Annotated in this window: 18 protein-coding genes and 2 pseudogenes; 13 read left to right on the top strand and 7 right to left on the bottom strand. The window is 33.6% G+C overall.

The annotated features are described in order from the left end of the window. Nucleotides 1-19: 19 nt before the first annotated feature. The 10 genes and pseudogenes from CQZ94_RS09320 to CQZ94_RS31680 form a co-directional block, all read left to right on the top strand. A complete protein-coding gene (locus tag CQZ94_RS09320) occupies nt 20-1,375 on the top strand; it encodes an aspartate aminotransferase family protein (protein WP_181149470.1) in 1,356 nt (451 codons plus the stop codon). 79 nt (nt 1,376-1,454) lie between these two features. After that, nucleotides 1,455-3,074 (top strand): amidohydrolase, encoded by a 1,620-nt coding sequence (locus tag CQZ94_RS09315; protein WP_105585177.1) that lies wholly within the window; start codon nt 1,455-1,457, stop codon nt 3,072-3,074. A 481-nt stretch (nt 3,075-3,555) separates the two neighbouring features. Next, the gene (locus tag CQZ94_RS09310; RefSeq protein ID WP_105585176.1) at nt 3,556-4,755 is read left to right on the top strand and encodes a multidrug effflux MFS transporter; all 1,200 of its coding nucleotides are present in this window, start codon (nt 3,556-3,558) and stop codon (nt 4,753-4,755) included. 796 nt (nt 4,756-5,551) lie between these two features. Continuing rightward, nucleotides 5,552-5,653, top strand: a pseudogene (locus tag CQZ94_RS31685) (DDE-type integrase/transposase/recombinase); the annotation flags it as partial. 168 nt (nt 5,654-5,821) lie between these two features. Further along, on the top strand, nt 5,822-7,612 hold the full coding sequence (locus CQZ94_RS09295; protein ID WP_105585174.1) for an ATP-binding protein: 1,791 nt from the start codon (nt 5,822-5,824) through the stop codon (nt 7,610-7,612). Nucleotides 7,613-8,114: 502 nt separating this feature from the next. Next, nucleotides 8,115-8,828 (top strand): response regulator transcription factor, encoded by a 714-nt coding sequence (locus CQZ94_RS09290; RefSeq protein ID WP_105585173.1) that lies wholly within the window; start codon nt 8,115-8,117, stop codon nt 8,826-8,828. Then, the gene (locus tag CQZ94_RS09285; protein WP_105585172.1) at nt 8,825-9,904 is read left to right on the top strand and encodes a sensor histidine kinase; all 1,080 of its coding nucleotides are present in this window, start codon (nt 8,825-8,827) and stop codon (nt 9,902-9,904) included. Before CQZ94_RS09290 ends, CQZ94_RS09285 begins: the two co-directional genes overlap by 4 nt. 478 nt (nt 9,905-10,382) lie before the next feature. Beyond that, nucleotides 10,383-10,595 carry a hypothetical protein gene (locus CQZ94_RS09280; RefSeq protein WP_078174106.1) on the top strand — a complete coding sequence of 71 codons (213 nt, stop codon included), beginning with the start codon at nt 10,383-10,385 and terminating at the stop codon, nt 10,593-10,595. A 331-nt stretch (nt 10,596-10,926) separates the two neighbouring features. Further along, complete coding sequence (locus tag CQZ94_RS09275) at nt 10,927-11,202, top strand: hypothetical protein (protein WP_105585171.1); 276 nt, start codon at nt 10,927-10,929, stop codon at nt 11,200-11,202. 345 nt (nt 11,203-11,547) lie between these two features. After that, nucleotides 11,548-11,671 (top strand): annotated as a pseudogene (locus CQZ94_RS31680) (recombinase family protein); the annotation flags it as partial. Nucleotides 11,672-11,857: 186 nt separating this feature from the next. On the opposite strand, the gene CQZ94_RS09265 reads toward CQZ94_RS31680, so the two are convergent. The 3 genes from CQZ94_RS09265 to CQZ94_RS09255 all read right to left on the bottom strand — a co-directional run bounded on the left by CQZ94_RS09265 (nt 11,858) and on the right by CQZ94_RS09255 (nt 15,093). Beyond that, complete coding sequence (locus CQZ94_RS09265) at nt 11,858-12,070, bottom strand: hypothetical protein (RefSeq protein ID WP_105585170.1); 213 nt, start codon at nt 12,068-12,070, stop codon at nt 11,858-11,860. A gap of 118 nt (nt 12,071-12,188) precedes the next feature. After that, complete coding sequence (locus CQZ94_RS09260) at nt 12,189-14,432, bottom strand: N-acetylmuramoyl-L-alanine amidase family protein (RefSeq protein ID WP_105585169.1); 2,244 nt, start codon at nt 14,430-14,432, stop codon at nt 12,189-12,191. A gap of 541 nt (nt 14,433-14,973) precedes the next feature. After that, the gene (locus CQZ94_RS09255; RefSeq protein ID WP_105585168.1) at nt 14,974-15,093 is read right to left on the bottom strand and encodes a YjcZ family sporulation protein; all 120 of its coding nucleotides are present in this window, start codon (nt 15,091-15,093) and stop codon (nt 14,974-14,976) included. A 561-nt stretch (nt 15,094-15,654) separates the two neighbouring features. On the opposite strand from CQZ94_RS09255, the gene CQZ94_RS09250 reads away from it, so the two are divergent. Further along, the gene (locus tag CQZ94_RS09250) at nt 15,655-17,046 is read left to right on the top strand and encodes an amino acid permease (protein ID WP_142395793.1); all 1,392 of its coding nucleotides are present in this window, start codon (nt 15,655-15,657) and stop codon (nt 17,044-17,046) included. 48 nt (nt 17,047-17,094) lie between these two features. Here the strand turns inward: CQZ94_RS09250 and CQZ94_RS09245 are convergent, their stop codons facing one another. Continuing rightward, nucleotides 17,095-18,114: a zinc-binding alcohol dehydrogenase family protein gene (locus CQZ94_RS09245; protein ID WP_105585166.1), complete on the bottom strand. Its 1,020-nt coding sequence runs from the start codon at nt 18,112-18,114 to the stop codon at nt 17,095-17,097. Nucleotides 18,115-18,279: 165 nt separating this feature from the next. On the opposite strand from CQZ94_RS09245, the gene CQZ94_RS09240 reads away from it, so the two are divergent. Continuing rightward, nucleotides 18,280-18,492, top strand: coding sequence for a hypothetical protein (locus CQZ94_RS09240; protein WP_105585165.1), 213 nt, complete (start codon nt 18,280-18,282; stop codon nt 18,490-18,492). Nucleotides 18,493-18,627: 135 nt separating this feature from the next. After that, a complete protein-coding gene (aiiA, locus tag CQZ94_RS09235; RefSeq protein WP_105585164.1) occupies nt 18,628-19,380 on the top strand; it encodes a quorum-quenching N-acyl homoserine lactonase AiiA in 753 nt (250 codons plus the stop codon). A 41-nt stretch (nt 19,381-19,421) separates the two neighbouring features. Here the strand turns inward: aiiA and CQZ94_RS09230 are convergent, their stop codons facing one another. The 3 genes from CQZ94_RS09230 to CQZ94_RS09220 form a co-directional block, all read right to left on the bottom strand. Further along, the gene (locus CQZ94_RS09230; protein ID WP_105585163.1) at nt 19,422-19,916 is read right to left on the bottom strand and encodes a hypothetical protein; all 495 of its coding nucleotides are present in this window, start codon (nt 19,914-19,916) and stop codon (nt 19,422-19,424) included. Nucleotides 19,917-20,005: 89 nt separating this feature from the next. Then, a complete protein-coding gene (locus tag CQZ94_RS09225) occupies nt 20,006-20,470 on the bottom strand; it encodes a DMT family transporter (protein ID WP_105585162.1) in 465 nt (154 codons plus the stop codon). Between the two features lie 13 nt (nt 20,471-20,483). Beyond that, nucleotides 20,484-20,906 carry a DMT family transporter gene (locus CQZ94_RS09220; RefSeq protein WP_105585161.1) on the bottom strand — a complete coding sequence of 141 codons (423 nt, stop codon included), beginning with the start codon at nt 20,904-20,906 and terminating at the stop codon, nt 20,484-20,486. Nucleotides 20,907-20,974: the final 68 nt, after the last annotated feature.

Genomic DNA, 20,974 nt, shown 5'->3' with positions numbered 1-20,974 from the left:
AAAATCATAAAAAGATAGAATGGAGTTGGTGATTGTGCAAGCGACAGAACAAACACAAAGTTTGAAAATAGCAGATGAAAAGTACCTTTGGCATGCAATGAGAGGAGCAGCCCCTAGTCCAACGAATTTAATTATCACAAAAGCAGAAGGGGCATGGGTGACGGATATTGATGGAAACCGTTATTTAGACGGTATGTCTGGTCTTTGGTGCGTGAATGTTGGGTATGGTCGAAAAGAGCTTGCAAGAGCGGCTTTTGAACAGCTTGAAGAAATGCCATACTTCCCTCTGACACAAAGTCATGTTCCTGCCATTAAATTAGCAGAAAAATTGAATGAATGGCTTGGTGACGAATACGTCATTTTCTTTTCTAACAGTGGATCGGAAGCGAATGAAACAGCGTTTAAAATTGCTCGTCAATATCATCAACAAAAAGGTGATCACGGACGCTATAAGTTTATTTCACGCTATCGTGCTTACCACGGTAACACAATGGGGGCTCTTGCAGCAACAGGTCAAGCACAACGAAAGTATAAATATGAACCATTGGGGCAAGGATTCCTGCATGTAGCACCGCCTGATACGTATCGCAATCCAGAGGATGTTCATACACTGGCAAGTGCTGATGAAATCGATCGTGTCATGACATGGGAGTTAAGCCAAACAGTAGCCGGTGTGATTATGGAGCCAATTATTACCGGAGGCGGAATTTTAATGCCTCCTGATGGATATATGGAAAAAGTAAAAGAAATTTGCGAGAAGCACGGTGCGTTGCTCATTTGTGATGAAGTTATATGTGGATTTGGCCGAACAGGGAAGCCGTTTGGATTTATGAATTATGGAGTCAAACCAGATATCATTACAATGGCAAAAGGCATTACAAGTGCGTATCTTCCTTTGTCAGCAACAGCAGTCAGACAAGAGGTTTATGAGGCATTCGTAGGTAGTGAAGATTATGATCGCTTCCGCCATGTGAATACGTTTGGAGGAAATCCTGCTGCTTGTGCCTTAGCTTTGAAGAATTTAGAAATTATGGAGAATGAGAAACTCATTGAACGTTCCAAAGAATTGGGTGAACGACTGCTAGATGAACTAGTGGATGTAAAAGAGCATCCAAACGTAGGAGATGTTCGCGGAAAAGGCCTTCTTTTAGGTATTGAACTAGTGGAAGATAAGCAAACAAAAGAACCGGCTTCCATTGAAAAGGTGAACAAAGTCATCAATGCTTGTAAAGAAAAAGGTCTAATTATTGGTAAAAATGGTGACACTGTTGCAGGTTACAATAATATTTTGCAGCTTGCGCCTCCATTAAGCATCACAGAGGAAGACTTTACTTTTATCGTTAAAACAATGAAAGAATGTTTAGCTCAACTTTAATTAATTATTGATAAATCTTGTTGAAAAGCGGAAGAGCCTATTGAGAGATATAACTTTAAATTCAGAAAGGGTTGAGTTTATGAAAGCTGATGTTGTATTGATAAATGGAGAAGTTATTACAGTAGACAAAAAGAATACAGTAGTCGAAGCTGTAGCAATAAAAGATAATCGTATCGTAGTCGTTGGCTCAAATCAGGAGGTTAAGAGTTTTATAGGAGAAAAAACGGTTGTAATTGACCTGCAAGGAAAAACGCTTCTTCCTGGATTCATTGATTCCCATATTCACCTCATTTCTCATGGATTGAATCAATTGGCGGTCAGTTGTAAAGCTGAACATATTGATTCTATCGAGGCTTTGTTAGATGATCTGAAAAAGAAGGCCTTAGAAACTCCAAAAGGTGAATGGATACGTGCTTGGGGCTTTAATGAAACCGCTGTGAAGGAAAAGCGTTATCCAACAATTACTGAGCTGGATGAAATTTCAGTTGAACACCCTATTATTGTATCCCGTACTTGCCACCACATAAGCGTGGTGAACAGTAAAGCACTAGGAATTGCGCAGATTAACGAGAACACACCGGATCCGAGTGGGGGGATTATTGAAAAGAATCAGGCAGGAAGGCTTACAGGAAAGTTAATTGAAGCAGCAAATATGAGGATGAGCGAAGTTGCAAGTTATACAGAAAGTGAAATGATGAAGGCTGTGAAAATTGCATCAGATCATTTCGTTGCAGCGGGCATAACAAGTATACATGACGCAGGTGGAGATGGACCTGAGAGTTACCGTTTACTACAACAAGCTGTGAAGAGTAAGGATATTCGTGTCCGAATATATGCAATGATATGTCAGATAAATAACTCCCATGAATTTGTTAATAAAATGGTCGAAGCTGGTGTGGTAACTGGTACCGGAGATGAGAGATTCAAAGTTGGACCAGCTAAATTGTTTACAGATGGAAGTAGCACCGGGCCTACAATTGCAACCCGTGAGTCGTACTCCAGTGACCCTAACAATTATGGCATTCTTTATTATAGTGAGGAAGAAATCTATCGGGTTTTAGGTGAAGCGCATAAAAAAGGTTATCAAATCACTGTACATGCACAAGGTGATAAAGCAATTGAAATGTATTTAAATTGTGTAGAAAAGGCATTGGAGGAATCACCAAGAAAAAACCACCGTCATCGGATCGAGCATGCGGGAATTTCTTCACCAGATTTACAAGAGAGAATGAAAAAACTCGAAGTGATTCCTATTCCAAATCCTCCATTCCCATATGAATTCGGAGAGATATATGCCCGGCACTATGGTGATCGTGTTAATCACATGTACGCTGCTCGGGATTTTATTGATCGTGGCATCATTGCAGCAGGTGGATCGGACGCGCCAGTTACTGACTATAATCCTTTATTAGGAATTCATGTTGCTGTAAATAGAAAAACCAAGTCTGGAATGGAGGTTGGTGCTAATCAATCTATAAGCGTAATGGAAGCTGTTAAATTATACACATGGAATGGCGCTTATGCGAGTTTTGAAGAAGAGATAAAAGGAAGCATAGAGATCGGAAAGTTGGCGGATTTAGTTATATTAAATGACAGCATTTTAAGTGTCAATCCAAACAAAATTAAAGATTTAAAAGTAGAAACAACTATTATTGATGGTGAAATTATCTATCAAGAAGAACAATCAGTGAAAATTTAGCCATAAAAAACTCCCCCTCCAATTGTTAGACTATGTATAACAATTGGAGGGGGAGTTCAGTTGTTTAGTTGAGCTTTTTAAATCCTGTCTAATTGACAAGGGTCACTGCATTATGTTTTTGATTGGTCAATTCATAATCGTGAAGGTACGAATGCGAGAATTATTTCATAATAAGGTAATTGTATTAAGTTATTAACTTTTTTGAAACGAATCGATTTTCCGAGAGAATAAAAAGGACATTCGTCTACTAACAAATATTCAGATTATGAACACTAGAAAACAAATACAACCTATCATATAATTGAAAGACTATATTGTAAAATCAATGTTAATATTACCCTCCTATAAGTATTAACATACGTGATTGAGGTGTTTTCTTTGTTGTTTTATGATCGAATTTCTATAATGGCCCCTCCTGTTCCATAGCTAAGGAAAGTCTATTCATTTCTGAGATTTTCAAAGTTATAGGAGGGTATTAAAAATGAAAAAAGTCTCAGTACCATCGCTTTGGTTAATGATAATTCTTGTGGCATTTCCGCAAATTAGTGAAACGATTTACACACCGTCTTTACCTGACATTTCAAAGGCGTTGCACGTAAGTAATAATGAGGTACAGTTAACACTTAGTGTTTATTTTGCTGGATTTGCTTTAGGTGTATTTTTTATTGGATGGTTATCCGATATAATTGGTCGTCGCCGGGCAATGTTACTTGGAATTGTCGTATATGGCGCTGGAAGTTTCTTATGCTTTATTGCAAGTTCCATTGAAGTTTTATTGTTAAGTCGTTTTATTCAAGCGTTTGGAGCAAGTGCTGGTTCAGTTGTGACACAAACGATTCTTCGTGAAAGTGTAGAAGGGCATAAGCGTCATGTTATGTTTGCTCAAATTTCAGCAATCATTGCTTTTACACCAGCGATAGGTCCTTTAATTGGGGGCTTTCTTGATCAAATGTTTGGATTTAAAATGGTGTTTTTAAGTTTAGTAGTTATGAGTGTTGGAATTTTGCTGTATACTTTTGTTTCTCTTCCGGAAACAAAAACGGACACAGTAACGGACAAAATAAATGTGTTTTCAGTGTTAAAAAGATTAATTACAAATCCGAAAGTAGTAACATACGGTCTATTGATTGGAGGAGCGAATGGTGTTTTATTTAGCTACTACGCAGAAGCGCCGTTTATCTTTATTGAATACTTTCAGTTATCACCTAGTATGTACGGATTTCTAGGAATTGTAGTTGCGTCTGCTTCTATTATTGGAGCGAAAGTTTCAAAACGGTTACTGCCTATTTATAAACCGGAGAAAATCATATATATAGGTTGTATTGTAATGACAGGGGGAGCAGTCATTTTATCTGTTATTACTTATGTTGGATCAAATCCCAACATAATATATATGATTGGATTTTTAGTAGCGATGTTTATATTGCTATTAGGAATTGGGGTAGCGTTACCGAATTGTCTTAGCTTAGCGTTAGTAGATTTTCAGGACGTCATTGGTACAGCAGGAGCATTGTTTAGCTTAGGGTACTATATAATAGTGACGGTGACAATTTGGGGTATGAGCCAGCTGCATACAGGTTCCTTAGTAGTCATGCCCCTATATTTTTTAGTTATTGTAGTAATTATGGTAGTTTTCACTCGAGTATTTATTTTGAATGATAGAGCTGAAAATTCTGTTTAAATATATAAAAAAGAGAGTCTCATTGAAAAATGAGACTCTCTTTTTTATAAAAATTATCATTCGAGCTGATAATTTTAGTACTACAGTTTTACAAATTTTATTTATTAAACAAGAGATTTTTTTAGCAACTGTTTTTTATCATCTACAATAAATTGTGAATATAGTTGCCATGTGGGGGGATATAAGATTTTATCTAAAATCTGGTATTGGCCTGTGTTTGTTCTACGTTTGGTTTATATTTGGTTTATGCTTGGTTTATGCTTGGTTTATATTTGGTTTATGTTTCGTTTTCGTTTGGTTTATGTTTGGTTTCATTAATTACAAAATCAGTTACAAAAGTTACAAAAGCTATTTTTGTTATCAAAATAGACTTATATTACGGAGGAGAGCATGAAAAAATGTCTTTAGGAGGGGACAAAAAATTTTGGTGAATAAAAATGTATTATCAAACTTGGACATACTCATGTTATGAATCTAAACATAAAGGGAAATAGTATGAATAAACCAATAGCATTTAAATGAAAACATTATTAATCAAAAATTTATGCTCATTTTAAGATGGCAGATATGATACAACATAAGATTTCGAGATTTGATAGGGATGATGAAACGATGTAATTATTTCGATTACAACGTTATCAGTAGTTGCTTAGTTTGTAAATATTAAAATTAGTAAAGATAATAGGGAAATATAGATTGTTTTTTGTTTGTACAATGATTATAAACTAGGTTTATCAGTATGATTTAGAATTAAATAGTTTATATAAAAGTAAGAAGATAATAGATTTACTTATAGCGTGCCGTTGATTCAGAAAGAAATACAATTGATTTTTATTTAGGTGAAACAAGAAAGCATAAGGCCGCAGAGCGTTTTTTTAAGAAAGCTTTGCGGCCCTTTTTATAGTTTAAACCTTTGTATTATTACTCTATACAAGTATGCGGTTGGTCCTAGGGTATTTCAGAACGAATCCATCATTGTAATAGGGAATTGTTTATTGTTTCTAGTTGGAAAATTTATATTGGGAGTCTTAAAGATATAGTAAATATAAAGGAGATGGGTTAAATAATGAAATACACACTTAAAGATCTTATAAATATAAACGAGTTTAAGAATATAACAGAGCAATTTTATAATTTAACTAAAGTTCCATTCTGTCTCCTTGATAATAATCAAAATGTTATATTTTCCAAAGGTGACCCTTTTTTTCATAATCCAAAAATCCAATCGTCCCAAGAAATGCATATTCCAATCATTATTGAGCAGGAGCATATAGCAACCTTTGTTATAGGAACAAGTATTAATAAAGAGGTTATTGCGGATTCTCATATAACACATTTTAAATGCATTGCAAATCTAATTGAAGAGATGGCAACACAACAATTACACCTTAAAAAATTTCATGAAAAAGATTCACAAATAAATGCGATAACAACTCATGAAGAAATTTGTTTAAGTAGTATATTACAAAATATGCCGATTATGATTAATGCTATTGATGAAAAAGGAAATATTATTATGTGGAATCGGGAATGTGAATTAGTAACTGGATATAATGCAGATGAAATAATTAACAATCCAAAAGTGATGAAATTGCTACATCCTCATAGACCTTATAGTAACGATTTGTTGGAAAATGGTCACGATTTTAGGGATTGGGAGATGGATATCACATGTAAAAATGGTGAGATGAAAACTATTATGTGGTCCAATATTTTACATAGTATTCCAGCTTTAGGATGGAGTATCGGAGCAATTGGAATTGATATAACTAAGCGTAAGAGGATGGAAGAGAAACTTAAACAAACCTCGACTGAACTAGAATTAATTTTTAAAGCAATTCCTGATTTGTATTTTTTGTCGGACCTTGATGGGACCATTAGGGACTGTAAAGTTAATTCCATATCTAAATTTTATGTTCCAATTGAAGAATTTATAGGAAAGAAATTCCAAGAAATATTACCAGTTTCTATTATAAAGCAATTTGAGAAGGCTATTAATCAAATAAAAACTTCAGCCGCTCCTGTATTAATAGATTATTCTCTACAACTAGATGATGAAATTTATTATTTTGAAGCAAGACTTTTACCGCTTTTTGAGGATGAAATTATGATTATTGTACGTGATATTACAGAACGTACAATAACGACGGAGTTATTAAAGAAATCAGATACCCTTAATGCAGTAGGACAATTGGCAGCTGGGGTCGCTCATAAAGTTCGTAACCCATTAACAGTAATTAAAGGGTTCGTGCAATTATTGCAACAGGAAGTAGGGAAGGATAAAGAATATTTAAGCCTAATACTTTCTGAAATTAGTAGTATTGAAACAGTTCTTCAAGAATTTTTATCTATTGCAAAACCGAATGCTGCAGTATTTGAGCCTAAAAATCTTTGTACTATATTAGATAATGTAGTTGACTTAATAAGTACACAAGCAATTATGAAGAATATTCGTATTGTATTAAATATGGATGTTGAAACCTTATTGGTTGAGTGTTGCGAAATTCAATTAAAACAAGTTTTCTATAGTATTTTACAAAATTCTATTGAGGCTATACAAAATGGTCAAGAAATCATTATAAGCGTGAAAAAATATAATAGTACCGAAGTTAAGATTAGTATTTTGGATAAAGGAGTAGGTATTCCTTCAGAAAGAATTAAAAGACTAGGTGAACCTTTTTATAGTACAAAAGAAAAAGGGACGGGTGTTGGGCTTATGATGAGTTATCGAATCATTGAAAGTCATGGTGGAAAAATCAGTATAAAAAGTCAAGTTGGGAAAGGAACTGCTGTTACTCTGTTTTTCCCAATTTATAACGGTAACTCAGTTGGTGATGCTAGTACAAATAACATGTAATCATAACTAGCAAATAAATCTCTGAAAATGAAAAATCAAACTATTATCTTGTAGAAACATAGGGAGTCTGAAGTGATTTGATCAGGCAAAGAAAAATGGATTTAATAGGGATAATTTAACTTGAATTTGAAGTACAACTCCTAATTTTATTAGACGTTACATTTTATGCATGAAGTAAAAGGATTCTTTCAAAATTTACTTAATAAGTTAGATTGATAATTCATGATGTAACAGAAGATAAAAAAGTTAATTTAGGGAAAAGAAGGTCGCTCTAAATACCATTTAGGTTAAGTTGCATGTATGTCTTAAAAGTGAAAAGTTTCTTTTTCTCGGCTATAGAAAAAGAAACTTTTTTACTTGAGTGATAATTTTTTATGATAGTTGTGAAAGGGTTTTGTTATATTTTCGAAAGAAAAATGCAATGTATATAAACTAAGATGAATTTACGCATATTGATTTTATATCATTCGCCATTGATGAAGGAACAGAGGAGATTTAATGTATGAAAACAAAAATTGCAATTATAGAAGATGAAGATAATATACGAGAGATATGTAAACGGTACCTAGAAAGAGAAGGGTATGAAGTATGCACTGCTGTGAACGGAACAGAAGGATGGAATGTATTTCAAGAATTTCAACCTGATCTAATTATTTTAGATTTGATGATGCCAGAAAAAGATGGATGGGAACTATGTGAGGAAATTCGCCAACATTCCAATGTACCTATTATTATGTTAACTGCGAGAGGAGAAGAAAGAGAACGGATTTTAGGATTAACAATGGGAGCGGATGATTATGTAACAAAACCCTTTTCACCTCGTGAATTAGTATTAAGGGTACAAATTATATTAAGAAGAGGAAGTCAAGTGACAATTCAAGGAATAGAGCCTACATCAGGAATGATAGAGTTTCCAGATTTGAAAATTGATCCAACGAAAAGAAGTGTATTTGTTTGTCAATATGAAATAGAGTTAACGGTGAAAGAGTTTGAGGTACTTTATCTCATGGCAAAACATCCTAAACAGGTGTTTTCAAGGTCTCAACTTCTTGAACAAATTTGGGGATTTGAGTATGAAGGTTGCACAAATGCAGTAACTGTATTAATGAGTCGTTTACGTGAGAAATTGGAGAAGCCTGCAACAAAGAACCGTTGGGTTCATACGGTTTGGGGCATCGGTTATTGTTTTGAACCAGATGGAGGAAACGATAAATGAAGTTACGAAATCAACTTTTATTGATGAATCTATTAAGCACGGGTATCATGGTAATTTCTATATGGTACAGTGAAAGGCAAATGTTACTTAGACCAGAACAGACACGTTTATTAATAGTAATAGTAATTGTAGCGATGATTATATCTACAATTATTTACTGGTTAATGACACGTCCTATTATGAGATCTATTCAAAATTTAATTGCCTTAACCAAACAATTTAGTGATAGACAATTTGGAACGATGTACATAATAGGGAAAGAACCGGAAGAGTTTAAAGAATTAGCAGAAGCTTTTCAAGAAATGGCCAAAAAATTGGACGAAAGCTTTGCTAAGTTAGAAAAAGGAGAAAAAGCGCGTACAGAGCTGATTGCGAATATTTCCCATGACTTACGAACTCCCATGGCTAGCATACAATTGATGATAGAAGCGTTACAAGATGGATTAATTGAAGATCCTAATATGAAACAACAATATTTAACGACAATCCTAAATGATATACAACGATTAAGTGGATTAATTAATGATTTATTTGACCTTTCTAAGTTAGAACTTGGACAAGAAGTTTTTTATCCAAGTTTAATACATGTAGATAGCATTCTATTAAAAGTAATAGATTCACATGCTATCTTATTGCAAGATAAAGAGATTGATTTGCAATTGCACGTTTCTGAGACATTACCAAGAATTTGGATTATGCCATGTAAAATAGCGCGAGTTATCAATAATTTGTTGCATAACGCGATTCGGCATTCTCCTACATGTGGAACAATCGAATTAATTGTAGAGGAAAATAAACAGAAGCAGCAAGTCCAATTCACTTTGTGTGATGAAGGGGAGGGGATTTCTCCAGAGGATCAATTGCGTATATTTGACCGTTTCTTTAGAACGGATCCATCAAGAAGTTCACAATCTGGAGGCTCTGGACTTGGTTTAGCTATTGCAAAATCGCTAGTTGAACTGCATAAAGGACAAATTGGTGTTCGGGACCGCCAAGATGGGAAACAGGGATGTGAATTTTGGTTTACTCTTCCTGTTACATCAGAAAAAAATGAGGCGGTTGAAAGACTTTTGTAACATTTACGAAAGGAAATTGAAAGATATATATAATAAGAGTACTGTATCGAAGGTGATTATATTTTAATCTGAAGTATAATTTCATCTTTTGTGATTTTGTAGATATGATGAAAGAGAGGAAGAAATAAAATGGATCAAATGAAAAAAAAGTAACTCCCGCAAGATTAGTATTTGCTGTTCTAGTAAGTCCAGTTTTTTCTTTAAAAGCGGGAGCAAGTACAGTATCTTCAGCTTTTAGTGCGATCACTTCTGTTGAAAAAAAAACCCCGTCATTAAATATTAAAAATGGACAGGTGCCAGAAGAAAGTTTCAATTTCAACAGATGTAATTAAAACAGATGATTAAAAACTAGTTCGTTCAGATGTACTAGAAAAATAAAGTGGTATGGAAAAGGAACCTTATTTTCTAAACTGCCTTTATAGAATGAAAATAAAGAATCACATACATAAAAAATATACGGAACAGAGGTAACTACACGATGATTTTAAAACTATTATTTATACTTTTTGGCGTAATCTTAGTATTATGGGGTATATATAGAATGAAAACGGATGAAGCATTTATAGGAAAAACACAAACAAGAAAAAATATTTTTAATTTCTTTATTTTAGGAGAAGCAGCGGGACTGGGACAATTCTTAAGCGGAATTGCATGTATAATTATAGGGATTTTATCTTTTATAATTAAATAGTTTATAAATAAAAGGAACACAACTTTAAAATAAAAGTAGTGTTCCTTTTATTTTTGTCACCTGTCAGATTTACAATTTATCAGGTAGCAAAGTAAAACAGGGAGCAAGCATAGAAAATTTATTTTTCCTTTTTGTAGAGCTTCGTACGCCAAATACAGATGATCTTGAATCATGTAAACAGCTTTATATTCGCTTAATTTTTTTGCTTTTTCTGTAGTAACAATTGTCTCATTTTGGGATATGTACGAGACAGGTGTAAATTCAGGGGAATCCAATATTTCCTATTTGGGTATGATAGAATAGTAATATATCTAAAACGGAGGAAAGACAAATGGACTCAAACACAAAGCAGTTTATTTATGATATCCGGCAAAGACAGAACAATTATATGGAAGATGTATTAACAGCAATACAGCACCCTAAAAAAGAGCAATCTAAACAAGTCATTCAAAATATAGTAGAGAAGATGGATATGATGATCAGTTTAGTTACTACTTACATGGCTATTGAATCAGAATCTATGAAAGAATTAAAAGAGCTTCAAGAAGAAATTATTCATGCTCAAGCATATATTCAAAAAAGAAAATTTGAAGAAACACAGAGATAATATCCTGTGTTTTTATTTTCGTTTCTTTCGGCTAACGACCTAAAGAAGTGTATACATAAAATGAATGTGTTGAAATTTTAAAAAAACTAAGCTGAGGTTTCCAATAGCATCTACAACCTCTTGTTTAAATTTTTCTTGGTTCTTTTTTTGCTATAAAAATATCAGTTCTGGTGCAAAAAGATGATAAATAAAAAAGAATCAAGGATTCCTAACAGAATCACCTGTTAAGCAGTTAATCCAAACAATTCGTTGATAATGTTTCCACTTAAATATATTCTCCTTTTCCATACTGATCACACACCTTTTATAGAGTAGTACTATCAATATGTCCAAGTTTGATAGACCATTTCTCGTAGCACGAGGGATTTATTTGAATTAGTTGATTATAAAAAATAAAAAAGCTAACTTAAACTCATTAAAAGATACATGGTTGGATTTATCTGAAGAAAATCCAATTGCTGATTTTTTAAATGTTGATAGAACCACTATCTATCGCATATTAAAGCGAAATGGTTATTAAGAAAATTATTCATAACGAGTGCCATCTATACTTCTATAGACTATGTACATTTTTAGAAAAAATCTTTGTTTTGCCTAAAGACTTTATCATCATAAAAGGAGCTAAGTTCTATATCTTAGCTCCCTTATTGGCAAATTATTTAATTATAAAGGCTACGATTGCTAAAACGATACACACAATCCCACTTAATAATTGTCCTATTCCAGAACTCTGTCCATTAATTAACAAGTTGAAAAGATTTTTTCTGGTTTGAGTTTTTCCTACGAATGCATCATACTTCTTCATTTTATATACACCCGATAAAATTAATGCTGCACCAATAACGATAAGTACTACTTTTAAAGCCACTATATTTGCCTCCGCTTATTATGTATATGTTGAATTTTTCTCAATCATTTTTTAGTTGTTGTTATAGTCGTGAACAACACTCGTCTATAATTTATAAAAAATAGACTTTTTGTATCATTTATCGTTTGTGTCCATGACTGTCAAATTTATAACTCCTGCCATTAATTTCAACAGTGACGTCTTGATAAATTGAACCGTCCGCTTTAGCATAATATGAAAAGTATCCATAACCATGGGTAGTGGTTTCGTAAGGACCTTGGAACCATCCTATCTTAGCTGCTCCAGAATCATCGGAATAATACCATTTACCATCGATTTGTTGCCAACCCTTTTGCATTTCGCCTTTATCGTTATAATAGTATATCTTACCATCAACTTTATCAAATCCTGTTAGTTTAGCTTCTCCGTCATGATTAAAATAATATCTTTTTTCCTCAATGGTTTCATAACTATCTAAATTACTGTTTTTACCATCTTCGAAATGATATTTTTTACCATTAACTTCCTTCCAACCAGTATAGTTAGGCCCTTCTTCTAAGCTGTAATATACCAGTGTAGGCTTCTCTTTTCCATCCCATCCAGGTAAAGAAATTTTAGAAACCCCATTTTTTCTAATAGAACCATCTTTTCCGAATACTAACACTTTGTCATTAAAAATAACAGTCTCCCAATTATTATCTAGCGCTTCTCCATTGAACTTAGAAGCTCTCTCAAGTACGCCTTTGTCAGAAAAGTGAAGAATTCTATTTTCATCTTCTACACGTATTTCATTTGTAGTTGCCTTGTAATTTTGGAAATAATAAATTTTACCATCAATTTCCCGCAAACCTTCTTTAATAATTGCTCCAGAAGCATCAGAATAGTGTAGACCATTTTGATCTTCCTTCCATGCTGATCGTAGCACAGAACCATCGTCATTGAAGTTGTAGTACTTCCCATCATTCTCGAATCCATTTGTATTGATTAATCCTTCATACAAGCCAAAATAATATGTCTTTCCCTCAACTTCATGCCAACCTGTCAAGAGAATTCCATCAGAGCCTGCATAATACTGATTGCCATCTCGGTTTACCCAACTGTTCTTTATTACGGTTCCAGAAGAATCTTTTGCAATCTGTTTAGTAGGATCCTTTTCATCAGCTATTATCTGTATTCCGTCATACTTCTGTTTCTCATTTTCTTTACCTGGATACCACTCTCTTAGCCAGTTATGAATTTCATTGTTGCTTTTTGCAGTGAAACGAATTTCGGATTTGAAACTCCAATCAGTAGCGAATCCATGAATGTTTTGATTACCAGCCAAACTTACTCCATTCTTGTTTTTCAAATGGAACTGAACATTATTGTAAAAAGATTTTTGATCAATCTGGACAAGTTCAAACACTTCATCATCACCAATTGAATCGGAATATTGAAGTGCATTTCCTTCTTTCCCTGAAAGATATTTTGAACCTGTTTTTACCAATACTTTATTCGTCCCTTTTTTATAGGGGATAATTTGATAAGGTTTACCATCATTTAGTGTAGTAAATGGTAGTGCAATAGGTGTCTCTAGGATGCTAGTACGATCTGCCAATATATCAGGTAACCGATTATTAAAATCTGCAAGAGCTTCGGAGTTATTCGTAACATAATTAGAAAGAACATCTTTGCCTACTGGCTGTGAAGTAATTGTTGCTAATATTCGTTTTCCTTCTGGTAGTTTACTAAAAAGATCTTCATTAACATAACGAATATCACGTAAACCAGAACCATTAGTAAGAAAATATCCTGGGAATTCTTGACGTTCAAATTCAGCTGCTAAAACATTTTTACCACCGCTATTGTCACTTTTTAGATAATAGGTTTTGAAATTCGTAAGTGAAACACCCGTATTTCCTTCATCTAATTGTTTTTGTGTAATATACAAAATATCATGTTTAGATAGTTCTGGTTCATCAGGAGTTAAGTCTACTATTGTACCAGCGCCCTTAATACGAATTTGTTCTCCATGCTTGATTGTTTTATATTCAACTTTCCCATTGGTATAAGCAATTTTAATTTTCTTGCTAAAATTCTGATCTTTATAATAATCAAACACACTAATACCAAATTCCCCTTTGTTAAAAGTAGGAGCTTTATAAGCAACATTTTCTAAACGAGATGCATAACTGTTTTTTGCATCTTGTTCTTCTAACCATTTCCCAAATGGCTCTTTAAGAAACGTGTCATATACATTTCCAAATGTTGTAACAATCGTTGCGAATGTATCAACATCTGCTTTCACTTTATATTCTGTTACGGGGCTGGCGCTGAATAAAATCCCCATTGCAATCCCTACAGGAAGGACTTTTCGCATACTTTTTTTTGCATTTCCATTCATAATTGTGCTCCTCACTTTGTGCTACCTTATTTTTTCTATTTGTTAAACTGCATTTAACGTTCCGAAGTTTATCTTAGTATAAACACCTTTCAAATTTCTTTCATAAATGTTACAAAAGTCTTGCATGAATACCGTATAAAATTCTGAATTTTATACGGTATTCTATATTTTTTCAGCCTGACCCCATGCTCATTAAGCGAAGATTTTTAAGTATCCCAAAATAAAATTTTCATTTGTAAAATGAATTAAGTAGTAAACAAGAAAGGCTGGCAAAATGCCAACCTTTCTTGTCTTTTGGGTCTCAATTTTTATTTTAATAAATCAATAATAACTAAAAGGAATAGTTTATATCGTTCTTGTTATACAAAGGCCTTTTTATTAAACTATCCATTTTATGGGGTACAGTTCATTTCGTATTGGGTTATTTGTTAGCCTGATGGATATGTAGCGAAACCCAGGACAGTAATACCTAAAAAAATATGAGTGTTATTACAATTTAAAATGAATTCATAAGAAAAGACACTCTTAAGAGTGTCTTTTCTTAGCAGCCGAATCCGCTGCAGCTAGCTCCAACTATGATTAATAAGATAAAGAGCACAACTAGTAAGGCGAATCCGCCACCAAAACCACAGCCTCCACTGCAACTACCACCATATCCCATAATAATTTCCCCTTTACGTAAGAGGGGAAATTATTGTTTCACTCTTTTGTTTTAACGGGTTTACATTACTTTATGTTCTTTAATAATGAATGAGCAGGTCCTTTGAGAAATGATTAAAGAAAAACAACATGCAGGAATAAAGTTAGCGAAACGAAAAGGAATTTACAGAGGAGAGATAGTTAAGGTTTTGTTGAATAAAAATGCGTTACAATAGTTTATTATTTAATAGAGAGTTTTGGAAAAAAACCTTTATTTTTCAATAATATTGAATTTATGTTTTTAGTTACTAATATAGTGATGGATTGTATTCGATTCGTATATAACAATTTTCCAGAAAAAAGTAATTGTATTTTTCAGATAAATGAATTATTATAAAATAAGAAATTTTACAATTTTAAAAAGGGAGGAAAATGAAGAGGCTTTTACGACTTAATAATAAAGAACAACTTTTAAGTGTGATAAAAATGATACTCGCCTCATCATTTTCAGACCAAAAAGGAATTAGGGTACAGCGTCTTACTTTAAAATGCGGCTATGAATCATCTAAGAGGGGGAAGTGAAGTGGCAAACAAAGAATTGAAAAGAGGTTTAGAAGCACGTCATATTCAAATGATTGCTTTAGGCGGAACAATTGGTGTTGGTTTGTTTATGGGGTCAGCCAGCACGATTAAATGGACAGGTCCTTCAGTAATGCTTGCATATGCAATTGCAGGTATTTTTATCTTCTTCATCATGCGTGCCATGGGAGAAATGTTGTATATGGAGCCAAGTACAGGCTCATTTGCGACGTTCGGTCATAAGTATATTCACCCGTTAGCTGGTTATATGACAGCTTGGAGTAACTGGTTCCAGTGGGTTATCGTTGGGATGTCAGAGATTATCGCGGTTGGAGCGTATATGCAATATTGGTTCCCGGATTTGCCAGCTTGGATACCGGGTGTTATTGCAATGGTTATTCTTGGTGCAGCTAACTTAATTTCTGTTAAGTCATTTGGTGAATTTGAATTTTGGTTTGCGATGATTAAAATCGTTACGATTTTATTAATGATTATTGCGGGGTTTGGTCTTATTTTCTTCGGAATTGGTAACGGCGGAGAAGCAATCGGCATATCTAATCTTTGGACAAACGGTGGTTTCTTTACAGGTGGTTTTTCAGGATTCTTCTTTGCATTATCGCTTGTAGTTGGAGCATATCAAGGTGTGGAATTAATCGGGATTACTGCTGGTGAAGCGAAAGATCCGAAGAAGACACTTACAAGAGCAATTCAAAGTACAATTTGGCGTATTTTAATTTTCTATATTGGTGCTATTTTCGTTATTGTAACTGTTTATCCTTGGGATCAATTAAGTTCAATTGGTAGTCCGTTCGTAGCGACTTTTGCGAAGGTCGGTATTACGGCAGCTGCTGGACTTATTAACTTCGTTGTTATTACAGCGGCAATGTCTGGTTGTAACAGTGGTATTTATAGTGCTGGACGTATGCTTTATACGTTAGGTGTAAATGGACAAGCACCAAAATACTTTGCGAAAATTTCTAAAAATGGTGTACCTTTATTCGGTACAGTTGGCGTGATTATCGGTTTAGCGGTTGGTGTTGTTTTAAGCTACATTGCACCGAAAAACTTATTCGTATATGTATATAGTGCAAGTGTACTTCCTGGTATGGTACCATGGTTTGTCATTTTAATTAGTCAAATCCGTTTTAGAAAAGAAAAAGGAGCAGAGATGAAAGATCATCCGTTCAAAATGCCATTTGCTCCTGTTACAAACTATTTAACAATTGCCTTTTTAATTATGGTATTAATCGGTATGTGGTTTAATGATGATACTCGTATTTCACTAATTGTAGGTATTGTTTTCTTAGCTATCGTAACAATTAGTTTCTATGCTTTCGGAATAGGGAAGAGAGCTCCGTTAGACGTTCAAAATGATCAAGAGATTTCAAGTAAATAAAGGTAATAAAAAAGTCCGATTTCTTATTTAGAAATCGGACTTTTGTTATTAAAACTTTTCTAATACAATCTTCCCAATTGTACGTCCACTTTCAAGTAATGCATGTGCTTTTTTAAGGTTTTCTGCATTAATTGGTGTTAACGTATCATTTAAAGTAGTTTGAAGAATACCTTCATCTAATAGTTCGCTTACTTTATTTAATAGTTCATGCTGCGTAATCATATCACCAGTTTCATACATCGCTTTTGTGAACATAAACTCCCAAACGAATGTAGCGCTTTTACTTTTTAAAATCCCCATCTCAAGAGGGTGTTCATTTTCTACGATAGAGCAAATTTTCCCTTGTGGTTTAATGATGTCACCCATCGCGTGCCAATGTTGATCAGTATTGTTTAAGCAGAAGATATAATCTACATCTTTTAGCCCAAATTCTAATATTTGATCTTTTAAAGGTTGGTGATGATTAACTATATAATCGGCACCGAATTTTTCAACCCAGTGTATGGTTTCGTTGCGGGATGCGGTTGCGATTACGTTTAGTCCAGCCCATTTAGCTAACTGAATAGCAATCGAGCCAACCCCACCAGCTCCGCCGATAATTAAAATGTTTTTAAATGAATTTTCATCTTTCTTATTATAATCAATCCCTAAACGTTCAAACAAACCTTCCCATGCTGTAATGGCTGTTAAAGGAAGTGCTGCAGATTCAGCGGCAGTTAAAGTTTTTGGTTTTTTACCGACAATTCTTTCATCAACTAAATTGTATTCACTATATGTACCTTGTCTCGTAATACTTCCAGCGTAAAATACTTCATCGCCTTCTTTAAATAATGTACAACCTTCGCCAGTTTGTACGACAATACCACTAGCATCCCAGCCAAGTATTTTCGCTACATCTTCTTTTTTATCTTTCGGAGAGCGAACTTTTGTATCAACTGGATTAACGGAAATAGCGTTAATTTTAACGAGTATATCTCTTCCTGTGGCAACAGGTCTTTCAACTTCAATATCAATTAAACTGTTTTCTTCTTCAATAGGTAAGTATTCATGTAAACCAATTGCTTTCATTTGTATTCCCTCCATTAAAGTAAGAGTCTATTCTTTTTTATTATAGTGGGTAAAGCACCGTTATGTAAAAAAGTAGACTCCTTTTTATGCTGTCGTTTGTTTAGTTTTAAAATTCTGATAAATAATGTGCAATCGGTATAGAAAGCGATGCGAGGTGAATGACTAATGACAGTAAAACTAAGCAAAAGCGATTATTTAATCGTAATGGCAATTATCATTATGTATTCGTTAATTGGTCACGTATTAAATTTAGATGTTTTAAAAGTTATGGCTATTCAACAAAATGGATTTAGCATTAGTTTTGTAGGCATTGCTATATGTTATATCACGGCTGTTTTATTGTTTTTTGTTATTCGGAAATTAAAAACTGATAAGTAATGCTGTAATGAAGAATTTGTGAACAACCTGAAAAAATAGTTGAAACAATGAAAGAAGAGAAGGAGTTTATTCCTAACAGGCGGAATGCTTTACTGTATTACTTTATTCAAAACTAAATGTAAAGGTGGATACATAATGACAGTAAAGAAGCTTTATTTCGTCCCAGCAGGTCGTTGTATGTTAGATCATTCTTCTATTAATAGTACACTTGCATCAGGTGAATTATTGAATTTGCCTGTATGGTGTTATCTTTTGGAAACAGAAGAGGGGCCTATTTTAGTAGATACAGGTATGCCAGAAAGTGCGGTTAACAATGAAGACCTTTTTAACGGCACATTTGTTGAAGGACAAATTTTACCGAAAATGACGGAAGAAGATAGAATCGTAAATGTTTTAAAACGTGCAGGGTATGAGCCGGAAGACCTTCTTTATATTATTAGCTCTCACTTGCATTTTGATCATGCAGGAGGAAATGGTGCTTTTATAAATACACCAATCATTGTACAGCGTGCTGAATATGAGGCGGCACAGCATAGCGAAGAATATTTGAAAGAATGTATACTGCCGAATTTAAACTACAAAATCATTGAAGGCGATTATGAAGTCGTACCAGGAGTTCAATTATTGTATACACCGGGCCATACTCCAGGGCATCAGTCGCTATTAATTGAGACAGAAAAATCCGGTTCTGTATTATTAACAATTGATGCATCTTATACGAAAGAAAATTTTGAAGATGAAGTGCCGTTCGCTGGATTTGATTCGGAATTAGCTTTATCTTCAATTAAACGTTTAAAAGAAGTTGTGATGAAAGAGAACCCAATTGTTTTCTTTGGTCATGATATGGAGCAGGAAAAGAGTTGTAAAGTGTTCCCTGAATATATATAAGTAGAAAAAGTCATGGGCCTATTAGCTCATGACTTTTTCTATTAAATAACCTTTTTAAATAAGTTATATACTTTTTTCGAATTACCTTCATTTAATTGATAATAAGTAAGATCTACGTCATCAGGAGTTTTTTGATGGGCAATCATAACTTCACTACTATTGTTATCTACTATCCAAATTAAATATTGTTTATAAGTCCCATCTTGGAAAGTAATCCACATGTTACAATCTACTAAATCAGAACCTTCTTCATCGAGCGTTAAATCGCCTTTTTTTGCTGTATCCATACTGTTAATGAATGTTTTTAATTCATCTGTTTTTGTAAGGAAGATAGATTTTTTTGTCTTAAGCGACTCTACATGTATATCTTTTATTTCCTGTTTTCCTAAAAAAACAGGAGGTGCATTTGGGTCTCTTTGAGTTGAAATAATAGTAGCTTTCTTCTTCGGTTTATTTGTTGTATAGAAATCTTGAATAGATTTTCCAGAGTTTAAAAACCATACGATTCCAAAAACAATGAATGCGCTACCTAGCAGTAAAATGATTTTCTTAATAGGGTATTCTCCTCTCTATTGCTTCATGTGAAGAGCTTTTCTATTAATATATGATAGGTAAGCGTAAAGTATTATAGTTGAACGTGATTATGCTTCACGGTTTTTATAGGGCGGTCAACGAGTAAATTGTAAGTAAGCCCAATTAATACGAAAATTCCACCGACAACTTTGCCAATTGAAAGTTCGTTTGACAGGAAGAGATCAATGACAGTTCCCGTAAACAATTGTCCAATAAAGATGAGTAACGTTAAATAAAACGCTGGTATTTTAGGAGTAATATAGTTTGATAATGAGATGACGATAACGCCTACTAATCCGCCTAAGTATACGGCGATAGGAATTGATTGCAACGTATGACTAGGAATATACAATGAATCTGAACTGAAAATTAAAAATAACATAGAGAAAAATAATCCAGTAATATAATTGAAAAATGTACCTTCCCAATTTCCAATTTTCTTTGCTAAATTCGCGTTAATAATTCTTGCAATAACGATAGAAACACCAGCTAAAATAGCGATACAAATATATAACATTTTCTTGCCTCCATTAATAAATTGTCATGATTATAATTCCAGAAGAGATGAATAATAATCCAATTAGTTTTTTCTGTTCAAACTTCGCAACCTTCATTCCTAATAAACCGAAATGATCAATAACAATTGAAGCAATGGATTGACCGAGTAAGCTTAATGCGATCGTAATAGAGGCACCAAGGGCGGAGAAACTTATGTTGTTAAAAAGAACAGTAAAAACTCCAATGGCTCCGGCGCTATATAAATAAAGTGGAATACCTTTATCAAAATGGATTTTATTTTTGTTAATGATTAAAACGAAAATGACTGCTATTAAACCTACAAGATGAATGATAACACTCGCTGTATAATTGCCAGTCGACCCAGATAAAATCCCATTCAATGGGAGCATAATGGCAATAAGCACACCAATAAAGACAGAAAGAAAGTTATACAATGTAATATCCCCTTTTTATATTTCATATTTGTAATGACTGTATCATGCTGAAATTGTGTATTACTATG

It is taken from the genome of Bacillus sp. MYb209 (assembly GCF_002975175.1).
GTDB lineage: Bacteria > Bacillota > Bacilli > Bacillales > Bacillaceae_G > Bacillus_A.
Note: the sequence above shows the minus strand (reverse complement) of the source record. Positions and strands in the feature narration are given on the sequence as shown.